Annotated in this window: 7 protein-coding genes and 3 pseudogenes; 1 reads left to right on the top strand and 9 read right to left on the bottom strand. The window is 62.8% G+C overall.

The window, feature by feature from the left end; translation table 11 throughout:
• Nucleotides 1–758 precede the first annotated feature (758 nt).
• From EHS19_RS05615 to EHS19_RS05580, 9 genes and pseudogenes are all read right to left on the bottom strand, one after another.
• Nucleotides 759–2,951, bottom strand: a pseudogene (locus EHS19_RS05615) (KUP/HAK/KT family potassium transporter); the annotation flags it as partial.
• A 456-nt stretch (nt 2,952–3,407) separates the two neighbouring features.
• Entirely contained in the window at nt 3,408–4,367 is a 960-nt protein-coding gene (locus EHS19_RS05610; RefSeq protein WP_151916796.1) for a TatD family hydrolase, read from the bottom strand.
• A 397-nt stretch (nt 4,368–4,764) separates the two neighbouring features.
• Entirely contained in the window at nt 4,765–6,573 is a 1,809-nt protein-coding gene (locus tag EHS19_RS05605) for an ABC transporter ATP-binding protein (protein WP_151916795.1), read from the bottom strand.
• 166 nt (nt 6,574–6,739) lie between these two features.
• Nucleotides 6,740–7,510 (bottom strand): annotated as a pseudogene (locus EHS19_RS11735) (ABC transporter ATP-binding protein); the annotation flags it as partial.
• 203 nt (nt 7,511–7,713) lie between these two features.
• Nucleotides 7,714–8,701: pseudogene (locus tag EHS19_RS11730) on the bottom strand (ABC transporter transmembrane domain-containing protein); the annotation flags it as partial.
• A gap of 243 nt (nt 8,702–8,944) precedes the next feature.
• Nucleotides 8,945–10,693: an ABC transporter family substrate-binding protein gene (locus EHS19_RS05595; RefSeq protein WP_151916794.1), complete on the bottom strand. Its 1,749-nt coding sequence runs from the start codon at nt 10,691–10,693 to the stop codon at nt 8,945–8,947.
• Between the two features lie 137 nt (nt 10,694–10,830).
• A complete protein-coding gene (locus tag EHS19_RS05590) occupies nt 10,831–12,930 on the bottom strand; it encodes a dipeptide ABC transporter ATP-binding protein (protein ID WP_175578334.1) in 2,100 nt (699 codons plus the stop codon).
• An 84-nt stretch (nt 12,931–13,014) separates the two neighbouring features.
• On the bottom strand, nt 13,015–14,010 hold the full coding sequence (locus tag EHS19_RS05585) for an ABC transporter permease (protein ID WP_151916792.1): 996 nt from the start codon (nt 14,008–14,010) through the stop codon (nt 13,015–13,017).
• 42 nt (nt 14,011–14,052) lie between these two features.
• The gene (locus tag EHS19_RS05580) at nt 14,053–15,036 is read right to left on the bottom strand and encodes an ABC transporter permease (RefSeq protein ID WP_175578330.1); all 984 of its coding nucleotides are present in this window, start codon (nt 15,034–15,036) and stop codon (nt 14,053–14,055) included.
• A 312-nt stretch (nt 15,037–15,348) separates the two neighbouring features.
• Here EHS19_RS05580 and EHS19_RS05575 point away from each other — a divergent pair, with 312 nt between their 5' ends.
• On the top strand, nt 15,349–16,812 hold the full coding sequence (locus tag EHS19_RS05575; protein WP_151916791.1) for a C1 family peptidase: 1,464 nt from the start codon (nt 15,349–15,351) through the stop codon (nt 16,810–16,812).
• The last annotated feature ends 477 nt before the right edge of the window (nt 16,813–17,289 follow it).

The following is a 17,289-nucleotide window of genomic DNA, read 5'->3' as shown; positions in this document are numbered from 1 at the left end:
GGGACTGAGGGGTAGTGAATTCGTCAACGATTTTCTGACGCAGGATACTAGGTTCCATCAAACAAACCACTGGGCCATGCGAAAGAACGCACTTATGCGTGCATTGCCGCATACAGCAATGCACGCATGCGACGATGCACGCACTCACGCTAGAACGCAGAAGTACGCGCACGCGAACGCGCCGGTCACTCGACAGCAGCGCTCGCGGCAGCATCGCTCCCGGCATCAGTCTTCACGTCGGCCTTCGTATCAGCCTTCACAGCGGGCCTCACACCTGGTTTGACGGCTGTGAGCACCATCGTGCGTTCGCCTTCGGATTCTGGGCGAATCGGCGCAGACTCCGGCTCGATAACCACCGCATCGATGCTCGACTGCGGCTGAGGCAGAGACTGCGTCGGCAGCTGAGACTGCGCAGTCTTGCCCACCACGCGATTCGACTGCACCGACTGTACTGACTGCACTGACTGTATCGGCCGCACCTGTGGATTCGCCTGATTCTGCCGATCCGTCGAATCCGCCTGAGCAGCCCGACCCGACCGCGCCGATTTCGCGGGCTGCTGACCGGACTTCGCGGCCACCGACTTCTGTGCCGCCTTCTGACCCGGCTTCCTAGCTTTCGCACCACCAGCACCACCAGCCGCAGCACCGGAACCAGCACCACCGCCAACGCCGGATCCACCAATACCGCCGACGCCGCCGCCAGCAACACCGGTACCACCAGCAACACCACCGACAGTCATCCCGGATTCAACCGCACGCGGATCGCGCTTGCGCAGCGCCACGCGCTTGAGTCGCGGCGGGCGGCGCGTCGAGATGAACAGCGGCTGGACCTCGACCAGCGGATTGAACGGCGACAGACCGAACCACTTGACCGGCGAGCCGGCCACGCGGCGAATCGCATACTTCGCGCGCAGCGACAACGCACCACGCGTCGAGATCTTCGACTCCGGCATCAGATCCTTGTGAATCAGCACATAGCGGATCGTGCCGATCTCTGGATCGGCGTCCAGCTTCGGATAGATCGACTTCTGCTGCGGCAGATCGCCGGTCTTGCTCAGATCATGCATGATCTGATGCAGATACGCCGGAATCGACTGCGACACCTTGAATCCAAGCCGAATGCGCACACGGAAGATGTAGCTGGTATTGAAGTTCTCCACCGAATACTCGCGCGTATACGGCTCGTCGGTCGTCTGCACCGACACCGCCCACCATGCGCGGGCGCGCTTGGGATGATCGGCGAAGATCGAGAAGAAGATGTCGGTATCCAACCGCCGCATCTCGGCATCCGACGTCAGATACACGATGTTGTCGGCGAAATACGGAATGCGGAAATCGCCGTGCAGCCGCTCAAGCGCCGGCAGAAAGTCCTTCGGCATCATGTGGCGTCGCTGCGAGCGCTCCAGCTTCGTGCCGTCGTTCCATGTGATCATCACGAACAGGATCGCCACGGTCAGCAGCATCGTAAACCAGCCGCCGTGCAGGAACTTGGCCATCGATGCGATGAAGAACATGAGCTGGATGGCGAGGAACACCAGCGTGAACACGATCGCGCCGAGCCGCTTGCCCTGATGCCAGATGTACACGGCCAGCAGAATCGTGGTGGTGATCATCGTGATCGTCAGCGCCAGGCCATAGGCCGCGGAGATATGCTCGGAATCCTTGAACAGGCCGAGCACCGCCAGCGTCGCCACGCACAGCACCACGTTGATGACCGGAATGTACAGCTGGCCGCGCGTGCGCGCAGGGTAGCGCACCTGCAGATGCGGCGCCCAGTTGAGGCCGGTCGCCTCGGAAACCATCGTGAACGCGCCGGTGATGAGCGCCTGCGATGCGATGATGCCCGCCGCGACCGACAGCACGACCGCCACGTAGCGCACGTTCGGATTCATCATCTGGAAGAACGGGTTGAGCGTCTTCATCGACGTGTATTCGGGATTGTCGTTGTTGCGCAGCATCCACGCGCCCTGGCCGAAGTAGTTGAACACCAGCGCGATCTTGATGAACGGCCACGTGAAGTAGATGTTGCCGCGTCCCACATGACCCATGTCGGAATACAGCGCCTCGGCACCGGTGGTCGACAGGAACACCGTGCCCATCAGCGCGATGCCGGCCGCGTTGTGCGGGCTGAACAGGAATCGCATGCCGTACCACGGATTGAGCGCCTCGAACACCGTCCAGTCGTTCGACAGATTGAACAGACCGACCACGGCGAGAAACAGGAACCATACGAGCACCACCGAGCCGAACACGCGGCCGATGCTTTCGGTGCCGCGCGACTGGACGGCGAACAGCAGCACGATGATGACCACGGTGATCATCAGCGTGAGGTTCTCGTTGGCGTCGAACAGCGATTCCAATGCGGGCAGCGTCTGCAGACCCTCGACGGCCGAGCTGATCGAAACGGCCGGCGTGAGCACCGAATCCGCAAGGAACGCGGCGCCGCCGAGCATGGCCGGCATGGCGAGCCACGCGCCGTAGCGGCGAATCAGCGAATACAGCGCGAAGATGCCGCCTTCGCCCTTGTTGTCAATGCGCATCGCGATGAGCACGTATTTGACGGTGGTGATCAGCGTGATCGACCAGAACACCAGCGAGAGCATGCCGAGCACCGACTCGCGGTCGGCCTGGGCGAGGCCGCCCTGACCGGCGAGGAACGTCTGCGCGGTGTAAAGCGGCGAGGTGCCGATGTCGCCATAGACCACGCCGAGCGCGACGATCGCCATGCCCCACGTGACCTTGTCGGGGCCGGACTGGAGCCGGGTCCACCAACGGCCGAAGAGGCCTCCGCGAGCTGCGGTCTTGGCGAGTTTTTCGGCCTCCTGCTTGGCGGTCTCGCGCTGTTTGGCGATCTGTTCGCGCTCCTCCTTGGTGAGCGTACCGCGGGTGACCTTGGGCACATTGGTGAATGTGTCGGCCTTCAGCAAGGTTTCGTCAGGCTTTTGCGCCATGCGTATCCCTCCATCGCGGGGTCTCCCCCGCTCAAGCACATCCTGCATTGCCGGGATTCTCACGCTCGGCCATGCGCGACGCATTCGGCCGCGCCTATGGCGTGCGCCGTGCACATCCTAACGAATCCCTCACAATCTCAACGGGCAAGTATATGCGATTGGCGGTACTTTGGTGCAATTGCAAGGGTTTGCAGGGTTTGGAATATGTTTGGAATTCGTATGGATCGCATATGCACATGTATGGATCGCAAGGATTGCATTAGGTGATTTGGCAGCTCGGCTATGCGATTCGGCTATGCAGATCGGCTTTGTATTGCGGTTCCGCGGATGGTTCTGCGGATTGCTGGGTTGCGGATTGCAGCGCCGCTGATCACTGACGCTGCTGCATGGATCATCGCCGCTCAGACGCCACGCTGGTGGATACCACGCTAGCGGACGCCACGCTAGCGGATGCCGCTAGATGCCGTAGACCTCGCGCGTGGTGCGGCGGGTGGCGCGCGCAGCCTCGGCAAGCGGCAAATCCAGCGCATCCGCGAGCGCAACCAGCGTGTACGGAATCATATACGGCGCGTTGGTGCGGCCGCGATAGGGCATCGGCGTCAGGTATGGCGCGTCGGTTTCGACCATCACATGACTCGGCCCGACGATGCGCGCCGATTCGCGGATGCCGTCGTTGCCCTTGTAGCTCACCGTGCCGGAAAAACTCAGATACCAGCCGTGTTCGCGCGCGATTTCGCCCATCTCGGCATCACCGGAATAGCTGTGGAACACGGTACGTTCCGGCGCTCCGTCCGCGAGCAGCGTTTCGATGACCTCGCGATGCGAGTCGCGATCGTGAATCTGCATCGGCAATCCCAGCTCCTTGGCGAGTGCGATGTGCGCGCGGAACGCCTCACGCTGGAGCTCCACCGCCGCCGCCCCCGTGCGAAACAGGTCCATGCCGGTTTCGCCGATCGCCACGACCTGCCGCGGGTAGGCGCGCGCGAGTCGGGCGACCTCGGCCATCGCCTCGTCGAACGGCACATCGTGGTACGGCTTGTATTTCACCGCGAGCCCGTCCGGTCCGGGAACGCCGCGATGGCCGTGCAGCACCGCCTCGTTGGGGTGGATGGCGATCGCCGCATGCACCTGACCGGGGTGCTCTCGGGCCATGTCGATCGCGACCTGCAGATTCGGCAGCTCGCATCCGCAGTCGATCACGCCTTCCACACCAACGTCGGCCGCCTGCGCGAGCAGCTCGTCCACGCCATACACGGGCACTTGCGGCTGGCCTTTCTCGACGGCCTCGTGGCTCATGGCGCGGGCGAACGGCACGACGGATGCGACGTGCGTGTGGTTGTCGATGACCTGCGCGTCGGCGGGCAGCGCGGACGGGGCCGGCGCCCAGCTACGGTCGCGATGATGATGCTTGCTCATGATGCCCAGTCTAGGTCATGCGCCGCACCGCACGGCCCACCGCACGGCCCACCGCGCACGCACCCCGCGTCGCATTGCGCCGCCCATCGCACGCCCCCGCGTCGCATTGCGCCGCCCATCACACGCCCCCCGCGTCGCATTGCGCCGCCCACCGCGCCGCCAATCCCCATGGTGTAGGGATTTGCCCATGGTGTAGGGATGCCCAACATGCGCATACCGCAAAAACGTTGGTATTAAGCCATTTTCGTTCCCTACATCATGGGGCGATCCCTACACCATGTGAAATTGCCTACACCATGTGAGATTGCCTACACGGTGTGAGATTGCCTACACGGTGGGCGGCAGCACCGGGAGCACCGGCAGCGGCGGCAGCGGCGGCAGCACCGGCAGCGGCGACTCACGTCTCCGCGACGCCGTGTGCCACGCGAATCATCGCGTACTGCGACTCGTACAGCCGCCAGTACGCGCCGCGCGCCGCCAGCAGCTGCGCATGCGACCCATGCTCCACGATCTGGCCGTGATCGATGTAGAAGATCTCGTCCGCATTCTCGATCGTCGACAGCCGGTGCGCGATGATGAAGCTCGTGCGCCCCTTCAGCAGTTGCCGCAATCCAGCCTGCAGCGCCTCCTCGGTGCGCGTGTCGATGTTCGACGTAGCCTCATCCAAGATCAGAATGCGCGGATCGGCGAGCAGCACGCGCGCGAACGCGATGAGCTGGCGCTGGCCGGCCGACAGCGTCGAGCCACGCTCCTCAACGGCCGTATCATAGCCGTCCGGCAGCTCCATGATGAACTCGTGCGCATGCACCGCGCGCGCCGCCGCCTCGATCTCCTCGTCCGTCGCATCAAGCCGACCATAGCGGATGTTCTCGCGCACGTTGCCGGAGAAGATGAACGTGTCCTGCAGCATCACGCCCATCTGCCGACGCAGCGATTCAAGCGTCACGTCGCGCACGTCATGCCCGTCGATGCACACCGACCCTTCGGCCACGTCGTAGAAGCGCGACAGCAGACTCACGATCGTCGTCTTGCCGGCGCCCGTCGGTCCCACCAGCGCGACCGTGCGCCCGGGAGCGACGTGGAAGTCCACCAGATTGAGGATGTTGCGGCCGTCGTCCTCATAGCGGAAGATCACGTCGTTGAAGTCCACCTGCCCGCGAATCGGCGGCAGATCGACCGCACCAGGCCGGTTCTCGATCTCGGGATGCACGTCCATCGTCTCGAAGATGCGCTCCAGGTAGGCCGAGCAGGTGATGAGCTGATTGTAGAAGTTACCGATGTTGATGACCGGGTTCCAGAAGTTCGACGCATAGCCGACGAACGCGATCAGCACGCCGGTGGTCACGTCCACGCCGCCGAATCCGGTGACGCCCACGAAATAGATGAACGCGATCGTGCTGAACGCGATGACCTGCACGCCCGGCCACATGAGGAACTGCACGTGCACGGCCCGCATCCACGCGCTGCGCACCTCGCTCTGCTGCTCCTGGAACGAGCGGAACTGCTCGCGTTCGCGCGCGAACGTCTGCGTGGTCTTCACGCCGGCGATCGACTCGTGGATGAACGCGTTCAGGTTGCTCTGCTTGTTCGACAGCACCCGGTAGGCACGCCGCTGGAACACCTTGAGCACCCACACCCACACGAGCAGCACCGGGAACAGCACCAGGCTCCACAGCGCGAGCCGCCAGTCGATCGCGAACATGACCACCAGCGTGATGATGAACGTGAACACGTCGGAGATCACGTTGATCAGGCCCGAGCTCAGCGTGTCGGACAGCGTGTTCACATAGTTGACCACGCGGATGAGGATCTTGCCGTGCGGACGCGAATCGAAGTAGCTGAACGGCAACGTCTGGATATGCGTGAAGATGTCGCGGCGCATGTCCTTGAGCATCATCTGGCCGACGCGCGTGATCGCGACCGTGCGGTAGCGCAGGCCGAGCTCGTAGAGCACGATGAGCGCCGCCAGCAGCGCGGCGAGTCCGCCCAGCAGTCCGAGATCCTTGTTCGGTATCGCCTGATCGATGATGATCTTGGTCAGGTACGGCACCGACACGACGATGCAGCTCATCGAGATCACCACGGCGAGAATGCGCGCCACCTGCGCACGGTACGGTTTGAGATACGCGCCGACGCGGAGGATGTCGTGCAGGTTGATCTGCTCCTCCAGTTCCTCGTCCTCGCGGTACGTGTTGCGTTGTGCCATCAAAATCCTCCGTCGATTATGCTGCGAACGGCTGCGGGTGGGTTGCGATTGCGGGTGGGTCGCTGCTGCTGTTGCGGCTCAGCTGCTGGTGCGGCGCCTGCTTCGCTGCGGTTGCATTACGCTTTGGTTGCGGCCGCGATGCGCTGCGGCAGCGCTGCGGCCGCGATCAGTATCCTTGTGATTCGCCGGCGGCCAATCCCAACTGCTTGTGATAGATCTGCCAATAGCGCCCGTGCGCGGCGACGAGCTGCTCGTGCGTGCCTCGCTCCACTATGCGGCCGTGCTCCAGCACCAGAATCAGATCGGCGTCCTTGACCGACGAGATGCGGTGCGCGATGGTCACGATCGTCTTGTCGCCGTCGAGTTCGCGCAAGTGCCGCTGGATCTCCGCCTCGGTCTCCATGTCAACGGCCGAGGTCGTATCGTCCATGATGAGGATGGCCGGGTCGTCGGCCAGTGCGCGTGCCAGCGACAGGCGCTGCTTCTGCCCGCCGGACAGGCCGACGCCGCGCTCTCCGACGATGGTGCTGTAGCCGTCCGGCATCGAGCGGATGAAGCCGTCCGCGCCGGCGATCTGTGCCATGCGCTGGATGTAGCGTTCGTCGCGCGCCTCGTCTTCGGACGCGCCGAAGCCGATGTTGCCGCCGATCGTATCGGAGAACAGGAACGTGTCCTGCGCGACGATGCACACCTGGCTGCGCAGCGCGGCGAGCGGGCGCTGGCGTACGTCCACGCCGTCGATGAGCACGCGGCCGGCGGTCGGATCGTAGAAGCGCGCCATAAGACTGACGAGCGTGGATTTGCCGGCACCGGTCTCGCCAAGAATGCCGAGCTTTGCGCCGGCCGGGATATGAAAGTCGATGTCGGTGAGAATCAGCGTGTCGGGGTCGTCGGGGAATGCGAAATCGACGTGCTCGAAGCGAATGTCGCCGTGGATGGGCGCGGTTGCGGCCGCTACGGTGGTGGTGGCGGTGCTGGCGTTGGCGGTGGCGGCGGTGGCGGTGGCGACCGCCGTGCCATCGGTGGCGACAGCGGCGTCGGTGGCAGCAGCGTTGGCGACAACCGCTGGTTCAGCAGCGGTTCCAACCGAGTTCTGCGCCGCTGTTTCAGCCGCCGGTGCCGCGGATTGCTGCGGCTCATTGATATGCGATTGCTCGGTGAGCAGTCGCCTGATCTTGATGCAGCTCGCGTTGAACCGTTGCCAATCGTTGATGAGCCAGCCGGATTGGCGCACCGGGCCGTCGATCATCCACAGATACGAGTTGAAGCTGACGAGGTTGCCGAGCGTCATGTAGCCGTTGATGACCAGCAGGCCGCCGAAGCCGAACGTGATGAGCTGCAGGGCGAAGCCGAGTCCGTCAAGCCAGGGCATGTATCGGCGCGAATTGTAGGCGAGATCCATGTTGCGCTGCATGTAGTCGTCGTTGCGCTCATCGAATTTACGGGTCTCGTAGGGTTCGCGCACGAACGCCTTGACCACGCGGTTGCCTTCGATGTTCTCCTCGACCATCGAATTGAGCGAGGCGAGCGAGTTGCGGATCGCGTAGAACAGCGGATGCGCATGCTTGGACAGGCCGCGCGTGAGCAGGAACAGGAACGGCGTGACGGCGCCGAGAGCAAGCGCGAGCCGCCAGTCGATGGTGAACATCATGATGATCGCGCCGAGGAACATGACCACGCAGTCGAGCACGTTGTAGCTCACCCAACTGATCGCATGGCGGATCGCGTCGGTGTCGGAGGTCAGGCGGCTCATGATGTCGCCGGTGCGCGTGTGATTGAAGTAGGTGAAGTCGAGTTTGTGCAGCTTCTCGTATTCGTCGGACACGAGCCGGTAGATGGAGTTCTGGCCGAATCGTTCCATCCACATGGTGTAGCCGTAGCGGCCTATCGCGCGCACGATGGTGAACGTGACCATCATCAGGCACAGGCGGGTCAGTTCGTCCGTGTGTCCCTGCACGATCACCCGGTCGACGATGAGTCCGGAGATCAGCGGGATGGTCAGCGCCATGGTGTTGTTGAGGGCGAACATGACGAGCGCTCCGGCGACGCGCGGCCAGTCCGGGCGGCAGTAGGGCATGATCCAGCGCAGGTTGCCTGTGTTCTGGTTTTTCATCGGATCGACGTACATGCGCGGTTTCTGCGGCTTTCTGTGGTGGTAGGCGGTTTGCTATGCACTGACATAGCCGCCTACATAGTAATGATTATTATCGATTATCGGGTACGAAGCCGGGTACGAAGCCGGTTCGGCTCAATGATCGCACACATGGAACGACCTCCCCGGGAGCATGTCGCATCCCGAGGAGGTCGTGTCACAGACAGACTGTCAGACAGTCAGAGTTCAGCGTTCAGCGCCTGATTCAGACGCATCGGCTCACTTCTGCCAGCCGATGTTCTGCGGCAGGTTGGTCGCGAAGCCGGACGGACCGTAGTTCGCGAGGCCCTTCTTCACGCCGTAGTAGAGACCAGGCGTGGAGACCGGGACGGTGCCGTAGAGCTTGAGCGCGGCCTTCTCGGCCTCGTTCGCGGCCTTGGCCTGATCGTCGTACTCGGCGTGCTCGCCGGCCTTGCTGACCAGCGCGTCAACCTCGTCGGAACCGACGTAGGTGAAGTTGGACGGACCGCCGTTGGTGTACAGCTGCGGAGCGGAGGAGATGAAGGTGTAGGCGGACGGAGCCTGCCATGCCATCGGCAGCACCTGATAGTTGCCGTTGATGACGGTGTCGGAGAACTTGGACTCAGCCACGTTGACGACCTTGACCTTGATGCCGGCCTTCTTCATCATCGCCTGGTAGGCGGTGGCGAGGGCCTTCTGGGTGGCGTCGTCGCCGAAGAACGTGAAGGAGACCTCAAGGGTCTTGCCGTCCTTGGCGTAGTAGCCGTCGTCGCCGAGCTTGTAGCCGGCGCCCTCAAGGGTCTTCTTGGCGTTGTCGACGTTGTACTTGCCCTCTTCGGGGAAGTTGTTCTCGTAGCCCTTCTGGTACGGCATGAGCAGCTCGGAGCCCGGCTGTTCGGCCTTCCAGTCCATGCCCTGGAACTGGATGCTGTTGTAGGTGTTGACGTCGAACGCCTGGGTCAGGGCCTTGCGCACGTTGATGTCGTCGAGCGGAGCGGACTTGCCGTTGTACTCGAGCACGCGGGTCTTGGTGCTGTAGCCGTAGCGCAGCTGGGCGTCCTTGACGGAACGCACGGCCTGGATGTTGTCCTTGGTGGTCACACCGTCAGAGCCGGTGGCGTCGATCTCGCCGTTCTTGAAGGCGTTGATGATGGCCGTGGAGCTCATCTGCTTGTAGATGACCTTGTCGAGCTTCGGCTTGTCGCCCCACCACTTCTCGTTGGGGACGAAGGTGACCTGCGAGTCGGAGAAGGACTCGACCTTGTACGGACCGGCAGCCCACTCGTTGTGCGGGTTCTTGACCCAGCCGGAGGTGAAGGTCTTGGCGTCGCCGGCCTCCGGGTTCACCAGAGTGCCGAACAGGCCCTGCCAGTTGTAGCACGGCGTGGAGAACTTGACGATGACCTGCTTGGCGGAGTCGCCCTTCTCAACGCTGGAGATCTTGTCGAAGCCGTCGGTGCTCGGCGGGTTGTAGTCCGGATTCTTGCCGTTGTAGGCTTCCCAGGTGGCCTTGAACGCGGTCCAGTCGATGTCCTTGCCGTCGTTCCACTTGGCCTTGGGGTTGATGTCGAACTGGATGACCATCGGATTCTCGGTGACCATCTTCATGCTGGTCAGGAAGTCCGGGTTCGGCTTGAGCGGAGCGCCGCCAACGGTGTCGGCCATGATCAGGTTCGGCTGGTACCAGCTCCACAGCTCGGACATGTAGCCGGTGTTGCCATCGGTGGACAGGTAGTTCCAGTTCGGGCCGATCTCGGTGATCGGCAGCGTCAGGGTGCCGCCGTCCTTGACGTTGTCGCGGTCCTGCTGGTTGTCATAGCGCTGATCGGTCTTCGGCATCGGCAGGGAGCCGGTGTACGACGAATCGAAGCCCGCGGCCGGCTCTTCGGTCACGGTTGCAGTATTGCTGTTGTTGGAGCTGTTATTGGCACCACCGCAGCCGGAAAGCAGCATCGCGCAGGATGCAGCAACGGCCGCAAGCGTCATCAGCTTGCTCTTGTTCTTCATGTTGGATTCCTCTCCTATTCGTCCGGATTCATACACAACGCAAATCCGGATTTGTCCCGTTCGGGACCGGTCGAGGCTCATCCCTGTTGGGGACTGCCTCGGCCTTGGTTCAAGGTTACACTACTACCACGCGTTTGTTACGCGAAGTGACATGCCACCTGATGGTCAGCGAACTGGGAAGACTTGGTTTGGCCGAGCACCGGGCTTTCGCCCAGGCAACGGGCCTGCTGCTCCTTGGTCAGGGTGGGCAGCAGCGGGCAGCGCCCTGCGAACGGGCAGCCCTTGAACGTCTCGGTCGGGCTCGGCAGCTCGCCCTGCAGCACGATGCGCTGGCGGGTGCGCTCCACAACCGGGTCGGGCACCGGGACGGCGCTCATCAGCGCCTGGGTGTACGGGTGCAGCGGGTTGTCGAACACTTCGGACGTGGTGCCCGATTCGACGATGCGACCCAGATACATCACGGCGATGCGGCTGGAGATGTGGCGCACGACCGACAGGTTGTGGGCCACGAACAGGTAGGCAACGCCGAGCTTGTTCTGCAGATCCTCAAGCAGGTTGATCACGCCGGCCTGAATCGACACGTCAAGCGCGGAGACCGGTTCGTCGAGCAGAATGAGCTTGGGGTTGACCGCCAGAGCGCGCGCGATGGCGATGCGCTGACGCTGACCGCCCGAGAACTGCGTCGGGAAGCGGTCGACCTGATCGGGGTTGAGCTCGACGAGTCGCATCAGCTGGCCGATGCGCTCGCGAATCTCCTCGCGGCTCTTGTGCTGCACCTTCATCGGCTCGGCGAGGATGTCGTAGATCGGCAGACGCGGGTCGAGCGAGCTCATCGGGTCCTGGAAGACGTACTGCACGGCGGAGCGCAGCTCACGGCGCACCGATGCCGGCATCTTCTTCTCGAGCTTGGTGTCGAACATCGTGATCTCGCCGGACTCCGGCTTGCGGAAGTCCATGATCTCCATCAGCGTGGTGGACTTGCCGGAGCCGGACTCGCCCACGAGGGCCACGGTCTCGCCCTCACGCACGTCGAGGGTGACGTCGTCGACGGCCTTGACCACGCCGATCTTGCGGCGCAGGAAGCCGCCGGCGGTCAACGGGAACGTCTTGCGGATGTGCTGCACGTCGAGCACGACCTTGCGCTGCTCGCGCGGGATGCCGTCGAACTTCGACTTGGCGGCCTCGCCGACCTCGTAGATGTCGGAGAAGGTCAGACCGCGCTGCGCGATCTCGTCGGAGTGGTAGCACGCGGCGAACTGGCCCTCATGACCCTTGACGGGCCGCATCTGCGGCTCCTCCTCGAAGCATCGATCAGTGGCGAGGGGGCAGCGCGGCGCGAACGGGCAGCCCTTCGGCATGTTCACCAGGTTCATCGGTGCGCCGGGGATCGGCACCAGACGGGCGGCGCGCTCACGGTCGGAACGCGGCACCGCGCCGAGCAGACCCATCGTATACGGCATCGACGGATGCGCGAAGATTCGCTCGACGTTGGCCTGTTCGACCGGGCGACCCGCATACATGACGATGATGTCGTCGGCGATGCCGGCGATCACGCCCAGATCGTGGGTGATGAAGATGACGGCCGCGCCGGTCTCCTTCTGCGCCTTGCGAAGCACCTCCAGCACCTGCGCCTGAATGGTCACGTCGAGTGCGGTGGTCGGCTCGTCGCAGATGATCAGATCGGGGTTGTTGGCGATGGCCATGGCGATCATCACGCGCTGACGCATACCACCCGAGAACTCATGCGGGAACGACTTGAGACGTTCCTCGGGCTCGGGAATGCCGACCAGCTCCATCAGCTCGATGGAACGTTCGTGGATCTGCTGCTCGGTCATCTTCGGATTGTGGATGACCAGAGCCTCCTTGATCTGATCGCCGATCGAGAAGACCGGGGTCAGGGCGGACAGCGGGTCCTGGAAGACCATCGCGATGCCCTTGCCGCGGATCTTGCTCATCTCCAGATCGGACTTGGTGAGCAGCTCCTCGCCGTGATACTTGATCGAGCCCTTGACGCTCGCGTTCTTGTCGAGCAGTCCCATGATCGCCATCGAGGTGACCGACTTGCCGGAGCCGGATTCGCCCACGATGCCGAGCGTCTTGCCGCGATACAGGTCGAAGTTCATGCCGCGCACAGCCTTGACGGTGCCGGCTTCGGAGGCGAAGTGCACGGTCAGGTCGCGCACCTCGAGAACAGGCTGCTCACCCGACGTGTTGGCGGTGGCCGCCTCAAGGGCCATCTCGCCGGTGGAGGGGTGTTTGGATGTTTCGGTGCTCATCGCTGCGGTTTCCTTATCGTTGATCGTCGTCGTGCTCATCGTGCGTCACTTGGCCTTTCCGGTGGAACGGGAGTACGGGTCGATCGCGTCGCGCAGACCGTCGCCGATCAGCTGCACGGAGAAGGTGAGGATCACCAGTATGAGCGAGGGGAAGAGGAGCACCCACGGCGAGGTCTCGATGACGCTCTGGCCCTCATTGAGCAGGGTGCCGAGGGATGTGTCGGGTGCCTTGATGCCGAGGCCCAGGAAGCTCAGTGCGGTTTCGCTGTTGACTGCGCCGATCACGCCGAGAACCGTGTTGATGATGAGCACGGAGCCGAGGTTCGGCACCAGATGGCGCAGGATGATCACGAACGACGGCACGCCCATGAACTTGGCGGCGCGCACGTATTCGCGCTCGCGCAGACTCAGCGTCAGCGTTCGCAGCGTACGCGCATAGCCGATCCAGCCGAATGCGGTCAGGCCGAACGTCAGCCACAGCCAGTCGCTGCCGCCGGTGGAGGCGTTGACGATCAGGGCGATCAGCAGGAACGACGGAATGACCAGCAGCATGTCGAGCAGCCACATGCCGATCTTCTCGAACCATCCCTCGAAGAACGCGACCGCGGTGCCGATCAGCGCGGCGATGATGGTCGTGACGATGGAGCTGAGGATACCGATCGACAGCGAGCGGCCGAGGCCACGCACGACCATCGCATACATATCGGATCCGCCGACGGTGGTGCCAAGCCAGTGCTCCGCCGATGGCGGCTGGGCGAGCGAGAGGAAGTCCGGCTCGTCATAGGCCCACTTCGAGAACTTCGAGCCGAAGATCGCGAAGAAGATGAGAATCAGCAGAATGACCAGACCGACGACGGCGGACGGGCGGCGGAAGAATCGCCGGGCGTACAGCGTCATACGACCGGTGCGCTTGAACTCGCCCTGCTGCTCCGGCGCCGATTCGGCCGGACGACGAATCTTGAGACCCTTAAGACGCTCGGCCTTGGTGGCATCAGCGTTTGACGCCTCGGCCTTCGTGGTGGTGATGTTCTCGTTGCTCATTGTCTGTTCCTTCAAATCCACGTTCTACTCGATGCCGATCGCTCAGCTCAGACGGATGCGCGGGTCAAGCCACGCGGAGAAGATATCAGCCAGCAGCGCACCGGTCAGCGTGCACACGCCACCGAATGCCGCGACCGCAACGGAGCCGTTGATGTCGTTGGTGGCGATGGTTTCGGTGAAGTACCGGCCGAGGCCATTGATGGCGAACACGTTTTCGGTGATGACCGCGCCGGTGAAGACGCTGGCGATCGAGAACGCCACGTTCACGGCGGTCGGAATCAGCGAGGTGCGCAGCGCGTGACGACGAATGGCGAGGTTGAGCGGCAGACCCTTGGCGCGTGCGGTGCGCACGTAGTCGGCGTTCATCGTATCGAGCAGATACGTGCGCTGCGTCAGATGGTAGCTGACCATGCCGGGGATCGTGATGACGATCGTCGGCAGAATCAGATGCTGCAGGAAGTCTATGAACCACATGATCGGATTGTCGCCCTGATAGGAGTGCAGACCGGTCACGTAGAAGATGCGGGCGCCGACGTTGCTGTTGAGCATGATGGCCAGCATGGCGACCATCAGACCCATGACGGCCGCCGGAACCACCAGGAAGAAGGTGGACAGACCGTTGAGCACGCGGTCCTGCCACTTGTACTGGCGGATGGCGGTATACACACCGAGGCTCACGCCGAAGATGATGCCGAGGATCGTGGCGAGCGTGACCAGCTGCAGCGAAGCGGAGATGCGCGACGCCACCGCCGGACCGACCGGCGCCTGATTCGGGCTCAGACCCCAGTCCCAGCGCGTGACGATGCCCGTGAGCCAGCGCCAGTAGCGCACCAGCACGGGAGTCTGGTCGTTGATGTTCGCCAGATCAAGCGAGCGGTTGATCGAGGAGATCGGCGGACGCGGGTTGCGGGACATGTAGTTGGAACGAGGGTCCATAAGGGCACTCGCCAGGAAGTACGTCATCGACGTCGCGACGAAAAGCATCACGATGTAGTTGATGACGCGTTTGATGATGTACTTAATCACGGGCAAGGCCTCCTCGCTCTAAGGGCACCTGAAAGTGTTACCTCTGACTCTTCGAGCCGTCAACTTCTGTTCACATTATGGTCATTTCACGCTTCTCGGCATCATAGCGTGACGCTTGGAATTCGGCGGGTTTCCCCGCGATTCCGGGGGTTCAAGTCCTCTGTGAGCTACATCACATTTCCTTGCTTTCTGGGGGGAATGCCGTATCATGTCGCTGTTGCCCGTCGGCGCGTCGCCCTATCACGGCGATAGCGGCTCCTTAGAGTATTGTCGTTGTGTTGTCATCATGTTAACGATTCCCTAAGGAGCGTCATGTCACAGGAAACGACGACTACCACGCAGGCGGTCACCGCAGACCAGATCAAGCGCTATCGCGACGAGTTCGAGGCCGACCGAGCCAACCGCGTCGCCGCCAACGCAGCAGTAGCCAACGGCGTGCTCAAGGCCGCAACCAGCTATCAGGGCGTGCGCGAACTGCCCAACGACTTCTCCATCGAACTCAAGCAGGGTTCGATCACCAACCAGCGCCACTCCGGCCGCTGCTGGATGTTCGCCTCGCTCAACACGCTGCGCTACGAGCTGATGCACCAGTGGGGACTCGACGACTTCGAGTTCTCCGAAACCTACCTGTTCTTCTGGGACAAGATCGAAAAGTCCAACGCGTATCTGGAGAACGTGCTCGCCACGCTCGACGAGCCGACCGACGGCCGCCTCTTCCAGACCATCAACGAAGGCCCCGCCGACGACGGCGGCTGGTGGCAGATGTTCGTCAATCTGGTCAACAAGTACGGTCTGATGCCCAAGAGCGCGTATCCGGAATCCGAGAACTCACGCAATTCCGACGCATTCGTGCAGTATCTGAACACCAAGCTGCGCGAATTCGCCGCCGATCTGCGCGCCAAGCACGCCGCCGGCATGCCGCTCGACGATCTGCGCGCGCTCAAGGTGGAGGACATGGCCACCGTGTACCGCATCGTGTCGATCGCGCTCGGCGAGCCGCCGGAGAAGTTCGACTTCATCGCCCGAGTCAAGGACGACGACAAGGACGCCGACAAGAGCGGCGACAAGGATGCGAAGAGCGCGAAGGACGCCGACAAGAACGGCGAGGCAGACAAATCCGGTAAGTCCGGCATCGACGACCGCAAGCAGATCCGCGAATACGGCATCACGCCGGTGGAGTTCTACCGCAAGTACGTGCCGGTGGACGTCAACGACTTCGTCACCCTGTGCAACGCGCCGATGGCCGCCACGCCGTTCAACAAGCGCTACCAGTACCGATACAGCACCAACGTGGCCGGCACCGATCAGCTGGAATTCGTCAACGTGCCGCTTGACGTGTTCCGCAAGGCCGCCATCGACCAGCTCACCGCAGGCCACCCGATCTGGTTCGCCTGCGACTGCACCCAGTTCTCGCTGCGCGACGCCGGCTTCTTCGATGCCTCGGTGGTGCGCGTCGACGAGCTGTTCGGCACCGCGTTCACGTTCGACAAGGGGCAGGGACTGGAGTACGGCGACAGCCCGAGCAACCACGCGATGACGCTCACCGGCGTGAACATCGCGCCCGACGGCACCGCCGACCGTTGGAAGGTGGAAAACAGCTGGGGCAAGGACAACGGCAAGGACGGCTATTACGTGGCGTCCGGCGCATGGTTCGACCGTTTCGTGACCGAGCTGATCATCCGCAAGGACTTCCTCGACAAGGCCACGCTCGAACTGCTCGGCACCGAGCCGGTCGAGCTTGATCCCTGGCAGCCGCTCACCGCTCGCTGCATGTGATCGCTCGCCGCATGTGATCTCGCATTGCGCCACGCTGTATCGCATCGCGTTGCGCCAAGCTGCACCGTTCTGCATACGTGACTTGGCGCGATGCGATGCGGCGCTTATCGGCCGTCGCACATCGCAAAATGCGGGCTTGGTCTGTGACGCGGCGTAATAATCCACGATTTCGCCGTCGCGCCGCACACCGACCCGCCACCGACCTGTCACGCAACGACATTTTTCCTCCCCCCCCCGATTGTCACGCCCCGTGACACGCGAGCTCGGCCCGGCCTAGTGCACTTTGCTTCAACTTGGTCTGTCTTGCAAAATGAGACTTCTGCTGTTTTCGTGGGTCGGATGGTGGGGCACAAAAGTTGGGCACTAGGGAGGAACGAGAGAGGCGCTGCTCTAGCGCAACCATGCCCCGAGACGGCACACTGCTATAGCGCAAGTGCTTTAGCGCAAGGATTTCTCGGGGAAAACGGCCATCTCGTA

Origin of the sequence: Bifidobacterium jacchi (genome assembly GCF_009078285.1) — a bacterium.
Classification (GTDB): domain Bacteria; phylum Actinomycetota; class Actinomycetes; order Actinomycetales; family Bifidobacteriaceae; genus Bifidobacterium; species Bifidobacterium jacchi.
This window is presented reverse-complemented; position numbering and strand designations above follow the sequence as displayed.

What these genes read in the sequence shown, in the direction of transcription:
- EHS19_RS05605 (WP_151916795.1), bottom strand. Translation starts at nt 6,573, where the DNA reads ATGGCACAACGCAACACGTACCGCGAGGACGAGGAACTGGAGGAGCAG.
- EHS19_RS05590 (WP_175578334.1), bottom strand. Translation starts at nt 12,930, where the DNA reads ATGGCCCTTGAGGCGGCCACCGCCAACACGTCGGGTGAGCAGCCTGTT.
- EHS19_RS05610 (WP_151916796.1), bottom strand. Translation starts at nt 4,367, where the DNA reads ATGAGCAAGCATCATCATCGCGACCGTAGCTGGGCGCCGGCCCCGTCC.
- EHS19_RS05585 (WP_151916792.1), bottom strand. Translation starts at nt 14,010, where the DNA reads ATGAGCAACGAGAACATCACCACCACGAAGGCCGAGGCGTCAAACGCT.
- EHS19_RS05595 (WP_151916794.1), bottom strand. Translation starts at nt 10,693, where the DNA reads ATGAAGAACAAGAGCAAGCTGATGACGCTTGCGGCCGTTGCTGCATCC.
- EHS19_RS05575 (WP_151916791.1), top strand. Translation starts at nt 15,349, where the DNA reads ATGTCACAGGAAACGACGACTACCACGCAGGCGGTCACCGCAGACCAG.